An 18,100-nucleotide genomic window follows, 5' to 3' on the forward strand; every position below is an offset into this window, starting at 1 on the left:
CCGAATGCCTTGCGATTGCGCAGGGTGCATTCAACATCAACGCATATTTGATCCAATCCAGGCGCGAGTTTTCCCATGTCACCAAGCGCCCGCAAGGCTTCCAGCAAGGCTGCCACACCGCGTATCGACCTGATCTACAACGCGCTCTCGCGCGCCATCCTGGCCCAGGACCTGCTGCCGGGCACCAAGCTCTCGGAAGAGACGATCGGTTCCTATTTCGATGCGAGCCGCACGATCGTGCGGGCGGCGCTCAACAGGTTGCACACGGAATCGCTGGTCGAGTTCAAACAGAACCGCGGTGCGTTCGTGGCCAGCCCGAGCATCGAGGAATCGCGCCAGGTGTTCGAGGCGCGCAATTGCATCGAGCGCGAAGTGATCTCGCGGCTGGCCGAGAGCATTACCGACCAGCAGCTCACGGCGCTGGCCGACCATATCGAGAAAGAGCGCGACGCGAGCGGGGACGAAGACAACCCGGCGGCGATCCTGCTTTCAGGCGAATTCCACCTGCTGGCCGCGCGCATGGCGGGGAACGACGTCTTCGTCGGGTTCCTCAAGTCGCTGATCTCGCGCACCTCGCTGATCCTGGCCCAGCATGGGCGGCATGAGGAATCCGATTGCAGCGTGGACGAGCATCTCTCGATCGTAGAAGCGCTGCGGCAGCGCGATACCGGCGCAGCGGCGGAGGCCATCGTCGAGCACCTGCAGCACGTGCTGGCGCGCTCGAACCTGCTCGATACGCGCCGCCCGGTGCGCGGGCTCCAGGAAGTGCTGGCGCAATATTCCTGAGTCGGGCCGACTGTATCCAGTCGACGGCGGCGCCAAAGCAACCGGTTGCAGCGATCTTCCTGGGAATCCGTCTCAAAACGGCGGCACGAATCGTATTTTTCTTGTCTTCGCGCCCCCGGCAAGGCAAACGAGTTGAGGAACTTTTAAGCACGATGCATGTGGGCGGTGCATCATTGAATGGATTTATGGGGCATGGCCAAGGCATCCACCAAGGAGTTTGAGGACAAGAGCGGCTCGCGCATCGACGCGATCTACCAGGCTCTTTTCAAGGCCATCCTTGCCCAGGAGCTGATGCCCGGCACGAAGCTGAGCGAGGAAGCGATCGGTTCGCTGTTCTCGGTGAGCCGCACGATCGTGCGGGCGGCGCTCAACCGGCTCCATACCGAGTCGCTGGTCGAATTCCGGCAGAATCGTGGGGCGTTCGTCGCCAGCACGACGCCGGACGAGGCGCGGCAGGTGTTCGAGGCGCGCAATGCCATCGAGCGCGAGATCTTCTCCAAGCTCGCCACCACCATCACCGACAAGCAGGTTGCAGCGCTCGAGAACCATCTCGAGAAGGAACATGCAACCTCGGACGCGCATGACCATGCGGCGGCGATCCTGCTGTCGGGCGAGTTCCATCTGCTGGCGGCGCATATGTCGGGCAACGAAGTGCTGGCCGGCTTCCTCAAATCGCTGATTTCGCGCACGTCGCTGATCCTGGCGCAGCATTCGACGCACCAGGAATCCGATTGCAGCGTGGATGAGCATGCCGCGGTGCTGGCGGCCCTGCGGGCGCGCGATGAGCGGGCAGCGGGCGCGGCGATCGTCGATCACCTGCAACAGGTGTTCGAGCGGGCCAATATCGGCCAGACCAAGCGCACAGAGCGGAACCTGAGCGAAATCCTCTCCCGCTACGCGTAAACGCGCGGAGGAAACGGGGCCGTAGCCGGCCCCGCTCCGAAATCAGGCGGCAGCGAAGGCTGCTTCGACCTGGAGCTGGGCCAGGCGCTCGACCTCGCGATAGGCGACGGGCAGTTCTTCATCACGCGTGCTGGCGGTGCGGGCTTCGAGCGACGCCAGGAGCGAAGCCGTGGTGTAGTCGCGCACCGCGAAGATGACGCCGAAACCGAACTTGGCAACATAGGCATCGAGCAGTTCGAGCATGCGGCTCTGCTGGCGGGCGGTCATGACATCGAGGCTCTGGGCCTGGGCTTCGTCCTCGACGATGCGGGCGGCCGAGATACGATTGTTGAGCTCGGTATATCCCTTGAGGACGTTGACCCGCTCGTCATCCGTGCCGGAGCGGAACTGGGTGCGCAGGGCGAAGAAGAGGCCATAGGGACTGTCATTGGCCGGGCCCAGCTCGCCATCCCAGGCGCGCTCGGCGATCCACTGGCCATTGCGGAAGATACCGCCGAACCTGGCCATGAAGGCCGGCTTTTCCATCTGCGAGGGGACGATGCTTGGCATGGTGTAGGGATGCTCCTTGGCCCAATGGCGGGCGATGTCGATGCGGCGGGCGATCCAGACCTTGTCGTGGCCCTGCACATATTCGATGAAGCGCTTGAGCGCGGCGATGCGGCCGGGGCGGCCGACGAGGCGGCAATGGAGGCCGATGGAGAACATCTTCGGCCGGCCGGCGGCGCCCTCGGCGTAGAGGTAGTCGAAGGTGTCCTTGAGGTAGGCGTAGAACTGATCGCCGGAATTGAAGCCGTTGGGCGTGCCGAAACGCATGTCGTTGGCTTCGAGCGTGTAGGGAATGATGAGCTGGGTATTGCCCTTGTGCTCGCGCCAATAGGGCAGATCGTCGTCGTAGGTGTCCGAGACGTATTCGAAGCCGCCGGCTTCCGAAACGAGATCGACGGTGTTGACCGAGCAGCGGCCGGTGTACCAGCCGGTGGGGCGGCTGCCGGTGGCGAGGGTGTGCAGGCGGATGGCCTCGGCGATCTGGGTGCGCTCGGTTTCGGCCGGCATGTCCTTGTGCTCGACCCATTTGTAGCCGTGGCTGGCTATTTCCCAATCGGCTTCCTGCATGGCGCGCAAATGCTCGGGCGCGCGCAGGAGCGCGGTGGCGACGCCGTAGACGGTTACGGGGACGGCAAGGTCGGTGAAGAGGCGATGGAGGCGCCAGAAGCCGGCGCGGGCGCCATATTCATAAACCGACTCCATGTTCCAATGACGCAGGCCCGGCCAGGGCGCCGCGCCCGGGATTTCGGAGAGGAAGGCTTCCGAGGCAGCATCGCCATGCAGGATATTGTTCTCCCCGCCCTCTTCGTAGTTGAGGACGAACTGGACGGCGACGTTGGCGCCGCCGGGCCAATTGGCGTTGGGCGGGTTAGCGCCGTATCCACGCATATCGCGGGGGTAACGCATGGGAATTCTCCTGCTATGGGCAGCGCCTTGAGCGCTTTCGCTTCCCTTGGTCTTCCCATAGAATTGGACCTTGCTCAATCCATTTTATGATACATAATCACTATCTATTGTATCCGATCTAAAGGAGACGTGAGGATGGCCGTTTCGCGGGCAGTGCTGGAGGAGAGGATCGAAAGAGCGAGGGAGCTTGCGGCCGAACGCGGCCTTGCCGCGCTGGTGCTCTGCTCGGCCTCGCGTGCGGGCGGCGCCGGCCAGAGCGGGGGCAACACCTCGTATTTCCTGGGCTATTCGACGTTCAACGGGCCGATGGCGCTGCTCATTCCCGCCAAGGGGAAGCCGATCGCCTTCGGGCCGGGATCGAACGAGAAGCGCATGTTGACGGCGCGGGTTTCCGACATTGCCGAGGTGCGGCAGGCGGGGGATTTCGGCAGCGGGATCGTCGAGGCACTCAAGGAGCGCGGCATCCGCGAGGACGCGCCGATCGGGCTGGCGGGCCGACCAGACCTGCCGGTGCGGGTGGAACGCAGCCTCGCCGCGCACCTGCCGCGGCTGATTGATATCGATGCGGCGGTGCATGAATTGCGGGCCGTGGTCGACCCGGCCGATGTGGAGTTCCAGCGCGAGGCCTCGCGCATTTCGGACATCATGATCGCGCGGGCCTTCGAGGCGGCGCTCGAGCCGGGGATGACGCCCTCGCGGCTGATGGCGGCGGTGGAATATGCCGGGCGCGACCAGGGGGCGGAGAGCGCCAAGCTCTGGCTGGCGGTGGGGCCAAATCCGCCGATCACGAGCTTTGAATATTTCGAGCTGGCCAGGACCATCGAGAAGGGCGACCGGGTGCAGTTGGGCACGACGGTTTGCGTGGAGGGTCACTTCACGCAGGGGTTGCGCATGGCCATTCTCGGGGAGCCCTCCCCTGCCCTGGTCGAGGCGGTGGATACACTGCTCAGGATCCAGGATGCGGCGCTGGCGGTGATGGCGCCGGGGCGACCGGCGCACGAGATCAGCGATGTGCTGGAAAGCCTGATCGACGCCAATTGCCCCTATACGCGGCAGACCGACCCCTTCCGCTTCCAGTCCTGCCACCAGTTGGGGCTCGACTACAGCGATCCGCCGCTGGCCTATGCGCTAGGGGCCGGGCGCGACAAGAAGCTGGATGTGAGCGGGCCGAAGCTGCGGGTTGGGCAGGTGGTCGAGATTCACCCCAATTACAACCTGCCCGGTCTCGGCCACGTTTGCGCAGGGGACGCTGCGGTGGTGACCGAGACGGGAGCGGAGTGGCTGACCAGGTATCCGCGCGGGCTGGCTGTCCTCGCCTGAGGTCAGTCGACCGCAGGCGGTGCGGGCGGCACCACCGGTTCGGTGAAGGTGCGGCTGAGCTTACCCCAGCCCGGATTGTGCATGTGCTCGCGCAGGCCGGCGCGCTCGACGAGGGCGCGGGCTTCGCGTTCGCCGAAATCGAGGGCGTCGATGACGTTGGTAGTGAGGACCTTGCGGTCCTCCATCAGCACCTTGCCGTCGACGATGACGGTTTCGACGTCGCTGCCGATGGCCTGGTACATGAGGCGATGGACCGGCATCCAGTTGGGCGTCAGGTGCGGCTGGCGCAGGTCGAGGATGGCGACGTCAGCCTGCTTGCCGGCTTCGAGCGAGCCGATCTCGTGATCGAGGCCGAGCGCCCTGGCGGCATCGATGGTGATCATTTCGAGCAGCTTGCCGGGGGGCAGCAGGTATTGATCGACCTGCAGCATGTGCTGGGCAAACTGGGCCATGCGCGCCATCTGGAACATGTCGAAGGGGCGACGCGGCGAGGTGCCATCGGAGGTGATGGCGACGTTGACGCCCTTGGAGATCATGTCGAGGATCGGCGCACGCCCGCCCGGGGAATGGGTCATGTGCGTGCCGGTCTCGGCGAGGATATCAACCTCCTCATGCGAGATGCCGATGCAGTGCTGAAGGTGGATATCGGGCCCCAGCAGCATGTTTTCCTTATCCTGGAAAGCCATGCGGATCTGGCCGGCAAAGGCATCAGAGTGAATGCGCACGCCCCATTTGCGGGCGGTCTCGCGGACGCGACGCGCCTGCATGCGGTCGTCAGCCGTAAGGTTGACGGCCTTATCGGGCGTGGTGGGATTGGAGGGGTCGACCGAGGGGACGATGGTGAAGGGCGTGAGATAGACCTTGATGCGGCCGTCGGCGCTGCCATGGACGGCCTCGATGACGGCCTCGGTGCCCTCGATCATCTGCTCGAAGGAGACCTGGTGGCGCACCGGCTTGCCGGTTTCCCAGCGCGTGACGGGGTGCGGCCAGGGCTGACCGGCCGGACCGACGCAGAGGATCTCCTTGATGCCGACCTCGGTATAGGCCTTGGCATGGTTGATGCCGAACATCGGATCGTCGCTGCGCGGCATGGAGGCGATGATGCTGGCGCCGGTGGTGACGCCGGCGCGCAGGCGCTCGATGCCCGAGACGAGGCCATCGGCGTACCAGAAATCGCGGGTGGTGTAGTGGTAATAGGCCGCCGTGACGACGCGCATCCAGACGGAGGGGCTGTCGGTGGCGATGGTCTTGATCAGCGAGTGGCCGGCATGCCCGTGGGCATCGACGATGCCCGGGATGACGAGCCTGCCGCGGCAATCGATGACCTTCTTGCCCACATGGCGCGGCTCGAGATCGGCAGAGGTGCCGACCTCGACGATCTTGTCGCCGGAGATGGCGACGGCGCCATCCTCGATGACGCGCCGATCACGGTCGACGGTGATGACCGTGCCGTGGAGCAGCAGCAGATCGCTCATTTGAGGAGCTTTCCGTAAGCCTGCGGCAGGCGGTCGGCGGGGCGGGCCTGGTCCCAGGGCATTTCGCGGGCGCCGAACTTGGCGGCCATGGCGAGGACCGAGGCATATTCGGTGAGCGCGATGCCCGGCTGCTGGCGGAGCCAGGCAGCATCGAAGACCGGCATGGCGAACTGACCGCTATGCATTTCGACCCAGACATTGGCCTTGGGCATGAGAGCGAAGATGGCATCCCAATCGAGCTCACCTTCGCCGAGCGGGGCGAGGAAGCGACGGATGCCGCCTTCCTGGAAGCGGACGATGGCGTCGTCGACATGGACCTGGGCGGCATAGGGCGCGACGCGGCGGGCGGCCTCGACGGGGTCTTCCATGCGGCAGAGGACGTTGACCGGATCGTAGGCGACGCCGAGGAGATCGGGGCCGACCTTGTTGACCATCTCGACGATCTCGGTGGTGGTGATTTCCTCATGCGTCTTGATGAGGAGGCGCGCGCCGCGTTCGCGCAGGAGCGGGGCACAGCGGGTGATGAGATCGGCGACGGCATCGCGCTGAGCCTGCCAGCTCGGGCTCTCGTTGAAGCGCTCCTCGATCATGCCGATGACGAAGAAGAGGTCCTTGATGCCGATATCGGCGGCCAGGTTGATGAGACGGCGGACACCGGCCTCCATGTCGCCATTGCCGGCTTCGGCGATCTTGGCGCCGCGGAACGGCAGGGCCGGATTGAGGACGCCAAGGCTGGCGGAGATGAAAAGACCGAGCCGGTCGGCCTCGGCGCGCGCGGCCTTCATCTCGGCCGGGTCGAGCGTGGGGCTGATGTCATAGAGCGAATTGAAGAGCAGCCCCTTGAGGCCTTGCTGGGCGGCGGCCTGCAGGGCCTGGATTGCCGTCAGGTCCTTGGCGTTGGGCAAGGAACTTTTGATGATACCGATCATGGAGCAGCCTCAAAGGGGAAAGAGAGTTCAATGCATGCCGCCCGCTGATGGGCGACGCTTTTGCTTGTGGTGGCAATGGATTGCCCGTAGCGGAAGGGGACATTCCCGGCAGCTTGCCATGTACTGCGTCCATCGACGCCAGTCCTCATCGAAGCCCTCCTCTCCGACTAAAGCTGTATCCAGATCGCGCCGCCGGACAGTCGGGCTGCGCACGAAGAACGAAACACCCGGTTTGCCTGGGGTCGACACCATGCGGACGGGCGGCTCAATTGTCGCCAGTCGCAGTGTTTGGATACTATCTTGTATCAAAAAATGCTTGTCAATGGATACAATGTTTGCGATCACAGGAAGGCCCCTGGAAGCCGGGTAACGGCGCGGGCGTGTCGTCTTGAGAGGGATGGAATGACGAAGCGTATTTTGGACAACAGCATTTCGCGCCGGTCGATGCTCGTGGGTCTCGGCAGCGCGGCCGTGGCCGGCCTGGCCATGCCGAACCTGCTGATCGGCGGCGCCAAGGCCCAGGGCAAATACAAGCTCGACCTGGGTGGCTATACCGGCCCCGAGCCCACGAGCCAGCCGATCACGCTGCGCTTCATGCGCCAGGACTTCACGCCCGAGGTCAACGCGCTGATCGAGAAGGCGTATGCCGAATTCACGGCGGCCTATCCCAACATCACCATCACCGAGGAAAAGGTGCCTTATGGCGACCTGCAGAAGAAGATGCAGGTTTATGTCTCCTCGGGCGACGCGCCCGACATCATGATGGGCCGCACCGACTTCTCGGAAGCCTACCATGCCGGCCAGATCTCGGTGCCGATGCAGCAGTTCTTCAGCAAGGACTATCTCGAAGACTTCCCTGCCCCACTGCTCGAAGCCGCGTCCTCGCACGGCAATGTCTACTGCCTGCCGTGGGAAACGGTCGGCACGATGCTCTATTTCAACCGCGACATCTTCGAGAAGGCCGGCATCCCGACCCCGGTGGAATCCACGGACCTGGAAGCCGGCTGGAATGTCGAGGAATTCCTCGGCACGATGGAAGAGCTGACCAAGAAGCTGCGCGCCGCCGGCGACACCCAGACCTGGGCCGTGGCCGCTGCCGCATCGGGCAATGGCGGGCCGGGCTCGAACTATACCCAGCTCGAAGCCATCTGGATCCGCTCGCAGGGCGATGCCAATGCGCCCAAAGATTCCTCGGCCTACAAGACCCTGATGGGCGTGAGCGAGGACGGACGCAGCGCCACGGGCTATATCGATACGCCCGAAGCTGTGCTGGGCATGACCAATTACCAGGCCATGTTCTCGCGCAAGCTGACCCCGCTCGGCGCCGTGCCGAACCAGTATCCAGGCGGCTTGGCCGCGACCTATTTCGGCGGCCTAAACTACGCCATGCGCTTCCTCGGGCCGAACGGCAATCCGGGCTTCCGCTGGGGCACGACGACCACGCCGCGCGGCAAGTTCGTCTTCACCTCCAACAGCTCGGACTCCCCGCTCATCTGGTCCAAGTCCAAGTACCAGCCGGAAGCAGCGGCGCTGCTCGGCTATATCTGCAACAATCCGAACCGCATCGCCTTCCACCGCGCCTGGGGTTCGCTGCCGGCCCGCTACTCGCTGCGTAACGAGATGGAGGAGTTCAAGACGCTCCAGCCGTTCCAGCTCGCAGCAAAACTGTCGACAGTTTCACATGGCGCACCGCGTACCGCTGGCTATTTCGACTATTTCAATGCCATGAACCCGGCAGTGAAGGACATCGCACTGGGTGCCGATCCGCAGGCAACCCTCACCGACGCAGCAGGCAAGATCGACCGCCTGCTGGCAAAGTACCGCTAACCTCAGGTGGCCAGGCGCCCCCATCGCCTGGCCACCCCTTTTCGACCGTTCAAGGAGCCCTAGCCCGTGACCAAGCCCAGCAATTATGAAAGCGTTGCCGGCCTCTCAGTCCATCCCGCACTGCGCGCATTCGTGGACAAGGAAGTCCTGCCCAGCGCCCGCCTGGAGCCTGCCGCCTTCTGGGAAGGGCTCGCCTCGATCATTCGCGACCTGGCCCCGCGCCATCACGAGCTGCTGGCCATTCGCGACGACATGCAGGCCAAGATTGACGCCTACCACCTCGACCGCAAGGGCAAGCCGCACGATGCGGCCGACTACGAGGCGTTCCTGCGCGAGATCGGCTATCTGCAGCCGGTGCCGGCGCCCGACGCCTACCAGGTGGCGACCAAGAACGTGGACGCGGAAATCGGCACCATTGCCGGCCCGCAGCTCGTGGTTCCGGTCTCCAATGCCCGCTATGCCCTCAATGCCGCCAACGCGCGCTGGGGCAGCCTCTATGACGCGCTCTACGGCACCGACGCGATTGCCGATGACAATGGCGCGACGCGCAGTGGCGCCTTCAACCCGGTGCGCGCCGAGCGCGTGATCGCCCGCGTGCGCACGCTGCTCGATGAAGCCGCGCCGCTGGTTGCCGCCAGCCATGCCGACGTCACGGGCTATGCCATCGAGCGCGGCCGGCTGGAAGTGACGCTGGCCGACGGGCGCAAGACGCGCCTCAAGGACGACAACAAGCTGGCCGGCTTTACCGGTCCGCGCCATGCGCCGACCAAGGTGCTGCTGGTCAACAACCGCCTGCATATCGAGCTGGTCATCGACCGCGAAAGCCCGGTGGGGCAGCTCGACAAGGCCGGCATTTCCGACGTCGTGGTGGAATCGGCGATCTCGACCATCATGGATCTCGAGGATGCCGTGGCGGCGGTCGATGCCGAGGACAAGGTCGCGGCCTATCGCAACTGGCTGGGCCTGATGAGCGGCACGCTTTCGGCGCAGGTCGAAAAGAACGGCAAGACCATCGAGCGGCGTCTCACCGGCGACCGCACCTATACGGCGCCGGGTGGCGAGAGCATCACCATTCACGGCCGTTCGCTGATGCTGGCGCGCAATGTGGGCCACCACATGTTCACCGATGCGGTGCTCGACGAAGCCGGCCAGCAGGTGCCCGAGGCCATTCTCGATGCGGCCATCACCGTGGCCAGCGCCGTGCAGGACATTCGCGGCGAGAACGCCGTGCACAACAGCCGCACCGGCTCGGTCTATATCGTGAAGCCCAAGATGCACGGGCCGGACGAAGTCGGCCTCTCGGACGCGCTCTTCAAGCGCATCGAAGAGCTGACGGGCCTGCCGCGCTACACCATGAAGATCGGCGTGATGGACGAGGAACGCCGTACGTCGGCGAACCTGGCCGCGTGCCTCTCGAAGGTTCGCGACCGCACGGTGTTCATCAATACCGGGTTCCTCGACCGTACGGGCGACGAGATCCACACCTCGATGGAAGCCGGACCGATGGTCCGCAAGTCCGAGATGAAGGCTACGGCCTGGATCAAGGCCTATGAGGACAACAATGTGGACGTGGGCATTGCCCGCAACCTCCCCGGCCGCGCGCAGATCGGCAAGGGCATGTGGGCTGCCCCCGACCAGATGGCGGACCTCGCGGCCCAGAAGGCGGGTCATCCCAAGGCCGGCGCCAGCACGGCCTGGGTGCCGACGCCGACGGCGGCGACGCTCCATTCCATGCACTACCACACGGTGGAAGTGGCCAGCATCCAGGAGCAGCTTCGCGGCAAGGCTCGCGCGGCACTCGGCGACCTGCTGACCATTCCGGTGGCGACCAAGAACTACTCGGACGAGGAAGTGAACGACGAGCTGGAGAACAATCTCCAGGGCCTGCTCGGCTATGTCGTGCGCTGGGTCGACCAGGGCGTGGGCTGCTCGACGGTTCCCGACATCCACAATGTGCGCCTGATGGAAGATCGTGCGACGCTGCGCATCAGCAGCCAGCACGTGGCCAACTGGCTGCACCACGGCGTGGTCGGCGAGGAGCAGGTGCGCGACACCATGCGCCGCATGGCCGAGGTCGTGGACGGGCAGAATGCCGGCACGAAGGGCTACCGTCCGATGGCCCCGGGCTTCGACGGCCCGGCGTTCAAGGCGGCCGAGGACCTGGTGTTCAAGGGTCGCGTGCAGCCGAACGGCTATACCGAGCACATTTTGACGGCTCGCCGGCGGGAGGCCAAGGCGCAGGCATAAGGAGCAAGGAGGGGGCTAGCCCCTCCTGACCTCTCCGGAAAAGAAAAGGGCCCCGTTCGGATTGAACGGGGCCCTTCAGTTTCAGGGTCGTCAGGAGGAAATTCGGCGGTAGCTCGAGGAGAATATTTCGCTCACCGGGGGGTGGCCGAGCGTACGCATCGGGTATTTGGCCACGAGGCCATCGAACTGGCGCTGGGCGCGCTGGCGGAAGGCGCGGTCGTCGATGCCGGGGATGACGCCATCTTCCATCACGAAGCGACCGTTGATCATCACCGAGCGTATGGTGTGCGCGGTGGCGTTGAGCAGCAGCGTCTGAATGGGGTCGATGGCCTGGCCGAGGAAGGGGTCATCGAAGTCGATGACGATGAGGTCTGCCTTGGAGCCTGCCTGGAGGCGGCCGAGATCGGGACGGCCCAGGGCATCGGCGCCGGCAATGGTCGCGGCGTCGTAATAGTCCTCGGCGCGGCAGGCGCTGGTCGAGTCTTCGACGACGCGGCAGACCATGAGGCCGACCTGCATGTTGAGCAGCATGTCGGGCGGATAGGTATCGGTGCCCATGCCGATGCGGATGCCCATTTCGCGGTAGGAGCGGAACGAGCGCAGCGCGTTGCCATGGCGGGCCGAGACCAGCGGGCAATGGACGATGGTGGCGCCGCTGTCTCGGATGATCTCGAGGTCGTTGCCGGAAACGAAGGTGCCGTGCGGCAGCAGGGCGCGCTCGGAGAGGAAGCCGAGATCGCGCAGCCATTCGGGCGGGGTCTTGCCGCGAAGCTTGACCACGGAATCGTATTCGAAGCGGGACTGGCAGCAATGGAGGCGGATCGGGACCTCCAGCCGCTCGGCCGCCGCGGCGGACTGGCGCAGGAGCTCTAGCGTGCAGGTCTCGATGCGATCGGGGGCGAGCATGGTGCGGATGAGACCGCCTGCCCTGCCCTCGAAATCCTCGCAGAACTTTTCGGCATCGCGCAGGCCGGCAAGGCCGCGGGCTTCGTCGAAATAGAAATCGAGACGGCCATCGTCGTGGACGACGGTGTTGCCGGCGCGATAGGCGGGTCCGAGATAGACGCGCAGGCCCAGTTCCTCGGCGGCATCGGCCGCGTCGGAGAATTCCTCAAGCGTTTCGCCCCACTCGCGATAGAAGAGCGAAGCGATGGGAAGCGCAGTGGTGATGCCGCTGCGGATGAGGCGCGAGAAGGCGTACTTCTTCTGGAAGGCGAGTTCTTCGCGCGAATACATCTCGACAGGACCGGCATCCATATAGGATTGCGGCCAGACGCGCCCCTTCTTCGCCGCCGGCTGGTTGTCGAAACCAAGGACGGTGGTATCGAGGTCGGAGACGGCGTCGAGATCGATGAAGCCGGGGCCGATGAGGGCGTTGCCGTAGTCGATGGTCCTGGCGGCGGCGCCGGGGAACTTGCCGCCGACATGGATCACGCTGTCGCCCGAGATGGCGATTTCGCCATCCTCGTAGAGGACGTGCCGGCCATCTTCATGGCCGACGATCCATTTGGCCTTGAGCAGGGTAACGGTCATTTCATTCCCGAAGTCACGAGGCCGCGGACATAGTAGCGCTGCAGCACGATGGAGAGGATCACCAGCGGGATGGTCACGGCAGTCGCGGCGGCGAAGAGCGGACCATCCATCGGGAAGTTGGGGATCGACTTGAGGTTGGCGATAGCCACCTGCGCGATCTGCTTGTTGGGATCCTGCATGACCACGAGCGGCCAGAGATAGGCGTTCCACGACCAGATGAACTGGATGAGGACAAGCGTGGCGAGGGTTGGCTTCACGTTCGGCAGCGCGATGGTGAGGAAGACACGGAACGGGCCGGCGCCATCCATCTTGGCGGCTTCTTCCATTTCGAGCGGAATATCGCGGAAGGCCTGCCGCATGAGGAAGATGCCGAAGGGGTTGCAGGCGAAGGGCAGGAAGAGCGCCGGATAGGTCGATACCAGGCCCAGCCACTGCATGATCTTGTAGAGCGGGACGATGATGGCTTCGACGGGGATGAAGGCCGTCATCAGCAGCAGTGCGAACACGATGTTCTGGCCGGGGAAGCGCAGGCGGGCAAAGGCGTAGCCGGCGAGCGAGGAGGCCACCACGGCGATGCCGACCTGGCCACAGGCGGCGATCAGCGTGTTGACGAGGTTGCGCTGAAAATTGAGCTCGTTGAAGAGGTAGAAATAGTTTTCGAGCGTCGGGCGCAGGGGCACGAAGGACGACCAGGACAGCGGGAACGTGCCCGTGATGATGTCATTGGTCGATTTCAGCGAGGACAGGGCCGCCCAGGCGATCGGGAACACGAAGATGAGCCCGATGGCGAAGAGCAGGATGATGGTGCCGCCATGCCGCGCGAAGAGGTTGCGACGCTCGGCGCGATCAGTGGTCTTGGCTTGAGGGAGCGCTATGGATGCCATGGTTATTTCGCGTCCCTGTCGCGCAGAAGGAAGGCCTGGGCCGCGGTGATGAGCGCCAGGACGAGAAGCATGCAGACCACGCTGGCCGAGGCCGAGCCGGGCGACTGGAACTCGAAGCCCAGAAGGTAGGAATAGAGCGCCAGATTGGTGGTCGAGCCCTGCGGGCCGCCCTGGGTCATGATGAGGATCGGCGTGAAGATACGGGTCGCCGTGATGGTCATCATAAAGAGCGCCACGATGATGCTGGGGCGCAGCATGGGCAAGGTGATGGTCCAGAAGATCTGGCGCTCGGTGGCGCCATCGAGCTCGGCGGCTTCCGGCAGTTCACGCGGAATGGCCTGGAGGCCGGCGAGGAAAATCAGCATGGGCAGGCCCACATCCTTCCACACCGACATGACGACGATGCTGACCAGGGCCTGGTTGCCGCTGGTGAGGAAGGGCTGCGTGGGCAGCGACATGGCGTGGAGGATGGCGTTGAAGAGACCGCTCGAGGGCTCGTACATCTGGTTCCAGATGAGGGCCGTGACGGCTTCCGAGGCGGCCAGCGCGCCGATGATGGCATTGCGCGCCCAGGTGGAGCCAGGCAGGCGCTTGTCGAGCAGCACGGCCAGCACGAGGGCAAGCGGAATGGTGAGCCCGAGCATCAGCACGATGTAGAGGAAGGTGTTGAGCAGGGCGTAGCGGAACGAGGGATCGGCCAGCAGCTCAGCGTAATTGTCGAACGCGACCCAGCCGGTCGAGGACTGATCGAACGGGCTGAACGATTGCAGGCTGTTGGTGACCGCCGTGATGAGCGGCAGGAACTGGAACAAGGCCAGTGCCACGACCGCTGGCAGGATCATACCCATTCCGAGGAGCGGGTTGCTGTTCTGTCGGGTCCACCGTCGTTCCCGGGGTGGCTTTGCCGCGATGGCTTGCATGGAATGCCCTCCGCATTTCCTGATTGAAACTGCGGGGCAGTGCGGCCGAAAGGCCGGGCCGCCCGCCCCGCTTTGTCCGGTTGGTCCGGCTTACTTGTACTTGGCCAGCAGCCGATCGATCTTGGCTGCCGTCTCGGGGAGCACCTTGGCCGGATCGGCGCCGAGCGCGATATCCTTCACCGCCGGGTTCATGGCGTTGAAGTAATCGAAATAGCCCGGCGTGCGCGGCACGCTGTAGGAGGCGTTCGAGAGAGCGGAGGCCATCTTGAACGGCTGCTCGGTGGCGAACTCGCTCATGGCTTCACGCAGCGACGTCCGCGAGGGCATCGAGCCCCAGGCCTTGTGGAAGGCCAGGCGGTTCTTGTCGTTGCAGAGGAAGGCGAGCAGCGCCACGGCTTCGGCTGGGTGCTTGGCCTTGGACCACACGAGCGGCGAGTCCGAACCGTTGCCGTTGAAGACGATGTTGCCCTTGGGCGGCAGCGACACGCCCCACTTGAACGGGGGCTCAAGGCCCGGAACGCGGAAGCGGTTGGTGAAGTTGAGGCCGCCGAAATAGGTGGCCGCGAGGCCGCCCGGGAACTGGTTCGGCACCGGGCCAAGCGGGGTCAGGCCCTTGGAGAAGAGGCTCTGGTAGAACTGCATGCCCTTGATGGCCTCGGGCGTATCGATGTAGCCGGTGACCGAGAGGCCATCGTCGCTGATGCCCATGAGGGTCTTCCAGGCCGACGAATCCTTGGCGGCATTCGGATCGCCCTGCGAGCGGATCCAGATGCTTTCGAGCTGGCTGTAATTGGCGCCGGGGCCACCATTGCCCTGCCCGGCCGCAGCGAGAGCCCAGGACTGGTTGTCGCCAGCCGCCTTGAGGCCGGCATTGACCTTTTCGAGGTTGGCGATGAGTTCCTCATCGGTCCAGCCGCCTTCGAGGCCTTCGACTTCCGGCGGCGTCGCAACGCCGGCCTTGGCGAAGAGGTCGCGGTTGAAATAGAGCAGCATGACGCTGGTTTCCCACGGCACGCAGTAGAGGTTGCCACCGGAGGAGGCCGCGGCGCGCAGGTTGTCCGGCACGTCGGCGATGTATTCGGGCGAGAAGTAATCCTGCAGCGGCAGGGCGACCTTGCCGGCATGATAGGCATCGGCGAAGTCGGTGCGGCCCATCATGATGTCGGGCGCGTCGTTGGAAGCGACGTAAACCAGCAGCTTCTTCTGCAGGTCGCCGTAGGGCACCTTCTCTTCGGTGATGGTGATGTTGGGATAGGCGGCCGTGAATTCGGCATAGGCGCCTTCGAGCAGGGCGTTCACGTCAGGCGTGAAATCCTGGCGCATGAAGCGCAGGGTTACCGGTTCGCTGGTCAGCTCCGGGCCGGCATAGCCGCCCAGATCGAGCTTGTAGTTTCCAGCGGCGCTGGCGCGACCGATGAGGCCGGGGGCGAAAACGCCCGCCAAGGCCGTGCCCGCCATGCCGGCGAGCACCGCGCGGCGGGAAACTCCCTGTTTCATCATATTGTCTTTTGCGGCCATGTCTCTCTCCTTGCATGCCGTTTGACGTCTGGCTCTGCTCCCAAGGAGCCGCCCCTCACACACGTCCCGTATCCACAGCTGAATCATCTTTCTCCCGGAAAGACTCAAACTGGATACACCGAATGTCGCTTGAAACTGACAACGCCCGAAGCCAACAAGGCTCCCAACGCCATCATCGTTCCCGGGCGGAGATGATGAGACACTCCCTTAGTGCCGCTTTCTCCGCCTTTCTGCCCACTAAAGCGGCAGGAGGCGCCACGCGCCACTCGGCAACACAAAGGTCGCATTAATTGGATACATACGCAATAAATTTCTGATACACCTTTCCGCCAATAGGCACAAAAAGGAAGCGCCGCGGTCCTTTCGGAACCGCGGCGCCAGGGCGGGCCTGGGAGTCGACCCGGACTAGAGGCCGAAGAGTTCGGAGACCTCGGAGGCCGTGACCTTGCGGCCATAGGGGGCGAGGTCGAAGCTTTCGGCGAACTTGATCTCGTTGCCCTTGGCCTCGCCATAGCGGGCGCGCAGAGCCGGACGCATCTCATCGAGCGCGTACATGAATTCGGGCCAGTGCTTGAGCACCAGCGCGCGCTGGGCCGGCCAATCCTTGGCGGCGGAAGCTTCATCGAAGAAGCCACGCTCATAGGGCGCGTATTCGAGGAACTGCGTGGCGTGGGCCGCGCAGGCCTTGAGCTTGGCTTCGATCGAGGCGTCGTTGCTGACGACCACATCGTGCTTGTGGACCTGGATGGAGCCGTAGTCGGTCATCTTGAGGCAGATGGGCGCACGCTCCAGGGCGGGGATGTCGCCGACGATATTGGCATTGCCCGAGAAGCCGACGGCTTCGCGCACGGCGCGGGCGGCGGCGCGGTTGTCGAGATGGCCATCGCATTCGTCGTGGAAGGTGATGACGACATCGGCCTGCCAGCGGCAGATGGCGGAGATGACCTTCTGGCGCAGGGCCAGGTCGGGCATCAACTCGCCGTCATGGTTGTCGAGGATTTCGTAGTCGAGGACGCCGAGGAGGCGGGCGGCAGTATAGGCCTCATGGGCGCGCCGGCGCTTGAGCGGGCCGCGTTCCATGACGTGGTGGCCGGCGTCGCCATTGGTGAGCGACATGAACTTGACGGCCACACCCTTGTCGGCCAGCAGGCGCACCGTGCCGCCGGCATACATTTCGGCCTCGTCCGGATGCGCCTCGACCACAAGAACTTTCAGCGGATAATTCATAAAGTTACTCCTTTGCGGCGGCGAGGGCTGCGGCCGCGGATTTGAGGGACCGAGCGCTGCGCTCGATGAAACCTTCCAGCTCGGGGAGATCGGCCTGGATGGAATAATAGTCGTCAGGACCAGGCATGGTGCCGGCACGGACGGCGCTCTCGAAGATGCGCGAGAGACGGATGAGTTCGAGGATTTCGCCCAGTTCGGCATCGGGCTGGCGGGCCTGCCAGTCAGGATCGAAGAGCGGGATCTGGTTGCGGTCCGAGCCCCAGACATTCTCGATGGTGAAATTGGGATTGACCCCGGCCGCGAACAGCGCCGAGAGCACGGCCTTGAAGTCGATTAGGCCGTCGCCGATGGCGCGGATCTGGCGTTCGAGGCCCAGGGGGCGCTCGAAGAGGATGAGATCGCGCATGTGGGTCTTACGGACGTAGGGCGCGACGCGCCGGGTGGCGGCAACGGGGTCTTCGCCGCGGACGACGACATTGGCGAGATCGAGGGTGACGCCGACGACGTCAGGACCGACGGCCTCGACGAGGCGGACGAGCTCGGTGGTGGTGATTTCCTCGTGCGTCTCGATGGCGACGACGGCGTCGTGGTCCTTGAGGACGGGGGCGAGCATGAGGAGGAATTTGCGCGTGGCGTCGAGCTGGTCGGCCCAGGTGACGTCGGTGCGGTAGCGGTCGATGGCGTGGAGCCCCCAATCGTGCCGCTGGTAATTGGCGGTGTCGCCCCAGAGCGCGGTGCAGCCGATCTCGGTCGTCGCCTCGATCATGCGGGTCATGCCGAGGAGGTAATCGCCCTTGCCGACATCGCGCACTTCGGGCGCTTCGGGGGTGTTGTAGGGATTGACCTTGCCCAGGCCCATTTCGAGGTAAAGGCCAAGCTCGTCGGCACGCTGCTTGACGGCGCGAAGGAAGCCGCGATCGAGGGTGCGCGAGACGTCGAGGACGGTGCGGAAGAAGACGCCGTCATGGCCAAGTTCGGCGCAGCGTTCGAGCAGCCGGATCGGGCCGAGCTCGGCAGCGCGCGGAAACTTGCGGCCGTCGATGCCGACGCGGATTTCGGGGACGTGGAAACTGGTCATG

General features: G+C 64.5%; 14 protein-coding genes. 5 read left to right on the plus strand and 9 right to left on the minus strand.

Annotated features, from left to right (window positions below):
* Positions 1–75: 75 nt before the first annotated feature.
* Both JNE37_RS03360 and JNE37_RS03365 read left to right on the plus strand, forming a co-directional pair.
* Complete coding sequence (locus JNE37_RS03360) at positions 76–786, plus strand: GntR family transcriptional regulator (RefSeq protein ID WP_035031478.1); 711 nt, start codon at positions 76–78, stop codon at positions 784–786.
* 192 nt (positions 787–978) lie between these two features.
* The gene (locus JNE37_RS03365; RefSeq protein ID WP_160176261.1) at positions 979–1,689 is read left to right on the plus strand and encodes a GntR family transcriptional regulator; all 711 of its coding nucleotides are present in this window, start codon (positions 979–981) and stop codon (positions 1,687–1,689) included.
* 42 nt (positions 1,690–1,731) lie between these two features.
* On the opposite strand, the gene puuE is transcribed toward JNE37_RS03365, so the two are convergent.
* Complete coding sequence (puuE, locus tag JNE37_RS03370; protein ID WP_203065302.1) at positions 1,732–3,141, minus strand: allantoinase PuuE; 1,410 nt, start codon at positions 3,139–3,141, stop codon at positions 1,732–1,734.
* Between the two features lie 135 nt (positions 3,142–3,276).
* Between puuE and JNE37_RS03375 the strand changes: the two genes are divergently transcribed.
* On the plus strand, positions 3,277–4,461 hold the full coding sequence (locus tag JNE37_RS03375) for a M24 family metallopeptidase (RefSeq protein WP_035089895.1): 1,185 nt from the start codon (positions 3,277–3,279) through the stop codon (positions 4,459–4,461).
* A gap of 2 nt (positions 4,462–4,463) precedes the next feature.
* On the opposite strand, the gene JNE37_RS03380 is transcribed toward JNE37_RS03375, so the two are convergent.
* Positions 4,464–5,936 carry an amidohydrolase family protein gene (locus JNE37_RS03380; RefSeq protein ID WP_203065303.1) on the minus strand — a complete coding sequence of 491 codons (1,473 nt, stop codon included), beginning with the start codon at positions 5,934–5,936 and terminating at the stop codon, positions 4,464–4,466.
* Complete coding sequence (locus JNE37_RS03385) at positions 5,933–6,865, minus strand: sugar phosphate isomerase/epimerase family protein (RefSeq protein ID WP_203065304.1); 933 nt, start codon at positions 6,863–6,865, stop codon at positions 5,933–5,935. Before JNE37_RS03385 ends, JNE37_RS03380 begins: the two co-directional genes overlap by 4 nt.
* A 402-nt stretch (positions 6,866–7,267) precedes the next feature.
* Between JNE37_RS03385 and JNE37_RS03390 the strand changes: the two genes are divergently transcribed.
* Both JNE37_RS03390 and JNE37_RS03395 read left to right on the plus strand, forming a co-directional pair.
* The gene (locus JNE37_RS03390) at positions 7,268–8,692 is read left to right on the plus strand and encodes an ABC transporter substrate-binding protein (RefSeq protein WP_035031459.1); all 1,425 of its coding nucleotides are present in this window, start codon (positions 7,268–7,270) and stop codon (positions 8,690–8,692) included.
* 66 nt (positions 8,693–8,758) lie between these two features.
* Positions 8,759–10,939, plus strand: coding sequence for a malate synthase G (locus tag JNE37_RS03395; protein WP_203065305.1), 2,181 nt, complete (start codon positions 8,759–8,761; stop codon positions 10,937–10,939).
* 90 nt (positions 10,940–11,029) lie between these two features.
* On the opposite strand, the gene JNE37_RS03400 is transcribed toward JNE37_RS03395, so the two are convergent.
* The 6 genes from JNE37_RS03400 to JNE37_RS03425 form a co-directional block, all read right to left on the minus strand.
* The gene (locus JNE37_RS03400; RefSeq protein ID WP_203065306.1) at positions 11,030–12,472 is read right to left on the minus strand and encodes an amidohydrolase family protein; all 1,443 of its coding nucleotides are present in this window, start codon (positions 12,470–12,472) and stop codon (positions 11,030–11,032) included.
* On the minus strand, positions 12,469–13,356 hold the full coding sequence (locus JNE37_RS03405; RefSeq protein WP_203065307.1) for a carbohydrate ABC transporter permease: 888 nt from the start codon (positions 13,354–13,356) through the stop codon (positions 12,469–12,471). The genes JNE37_RS03400 and JNE37_RS03405 overlap by 4 nt, the downstream gene beginning before the upstream one ends.
* Positions 13,357–13,358: 2 nt before the next feature.
* Complete coding sequence (locus JNE37_RS03410) at positions 13,359–14,198, minus strand: carbohydrate ABC transporter permease (protein WP_052015140.1); 840 nt, start codon at positions 14,196–14,198, stop codon at positions 13,359–13,361.
* Positions 14,199–14,366: 168 nt separating this feature from the next.
* A complete protein-coding gene (locus tag JNE37_RS03415) occupies positions 14,367–15,794 on the minus strand; it encodes an extracellular solute-binding protein (RefSeq protein ID WP_035089907.1) in 1,428 nt (475 codons plus the stop codon).
* Positions 15,795–16,199: 405 nt separating this feature from the next.
* Positions 16,200–17,021 carry a PIG-L deacetylase family protein gene (locus JNE37_RS03420; RefSeq protein WP_203065308.1) on the minus strand — a complete coding sequence of 274 codons (822 nt, stop codon included), beginning with the start codon at positions 17,019–17,021 and terminating at the stop codon, positions 16,200–16,202.
* 4 nt (positions 17,022–17,025) lie between these two features.
* The gene (locus JNE37_RS03425; RefSeq protein WP_156046325.1) at positions 17,026–18,099 is read right to left on the minus strand and encodes a sugar phosphate isomerase/epimerase family protein; all 1,074 of its coding nucleotides are present in this window, start codon (positions 18,097–18,099) and stop codon (positions 17,026–17,028) included.
* Between the last annotated feature and the right edge of the window lies 1 nt (position 18,100).

The sequence above is a fragment of the Paradevosia shaoguanensis genome, from assembly GCF_016801025.1.
In the GTDB taxonomy this organism is placed as follows: domain Bacteria; phylum Pseudomonadota; class Alphaproteobacteria; order Rhizobiales; family Devosiaceae; genus Paradevosia; species Paradevosia shaoguanensis.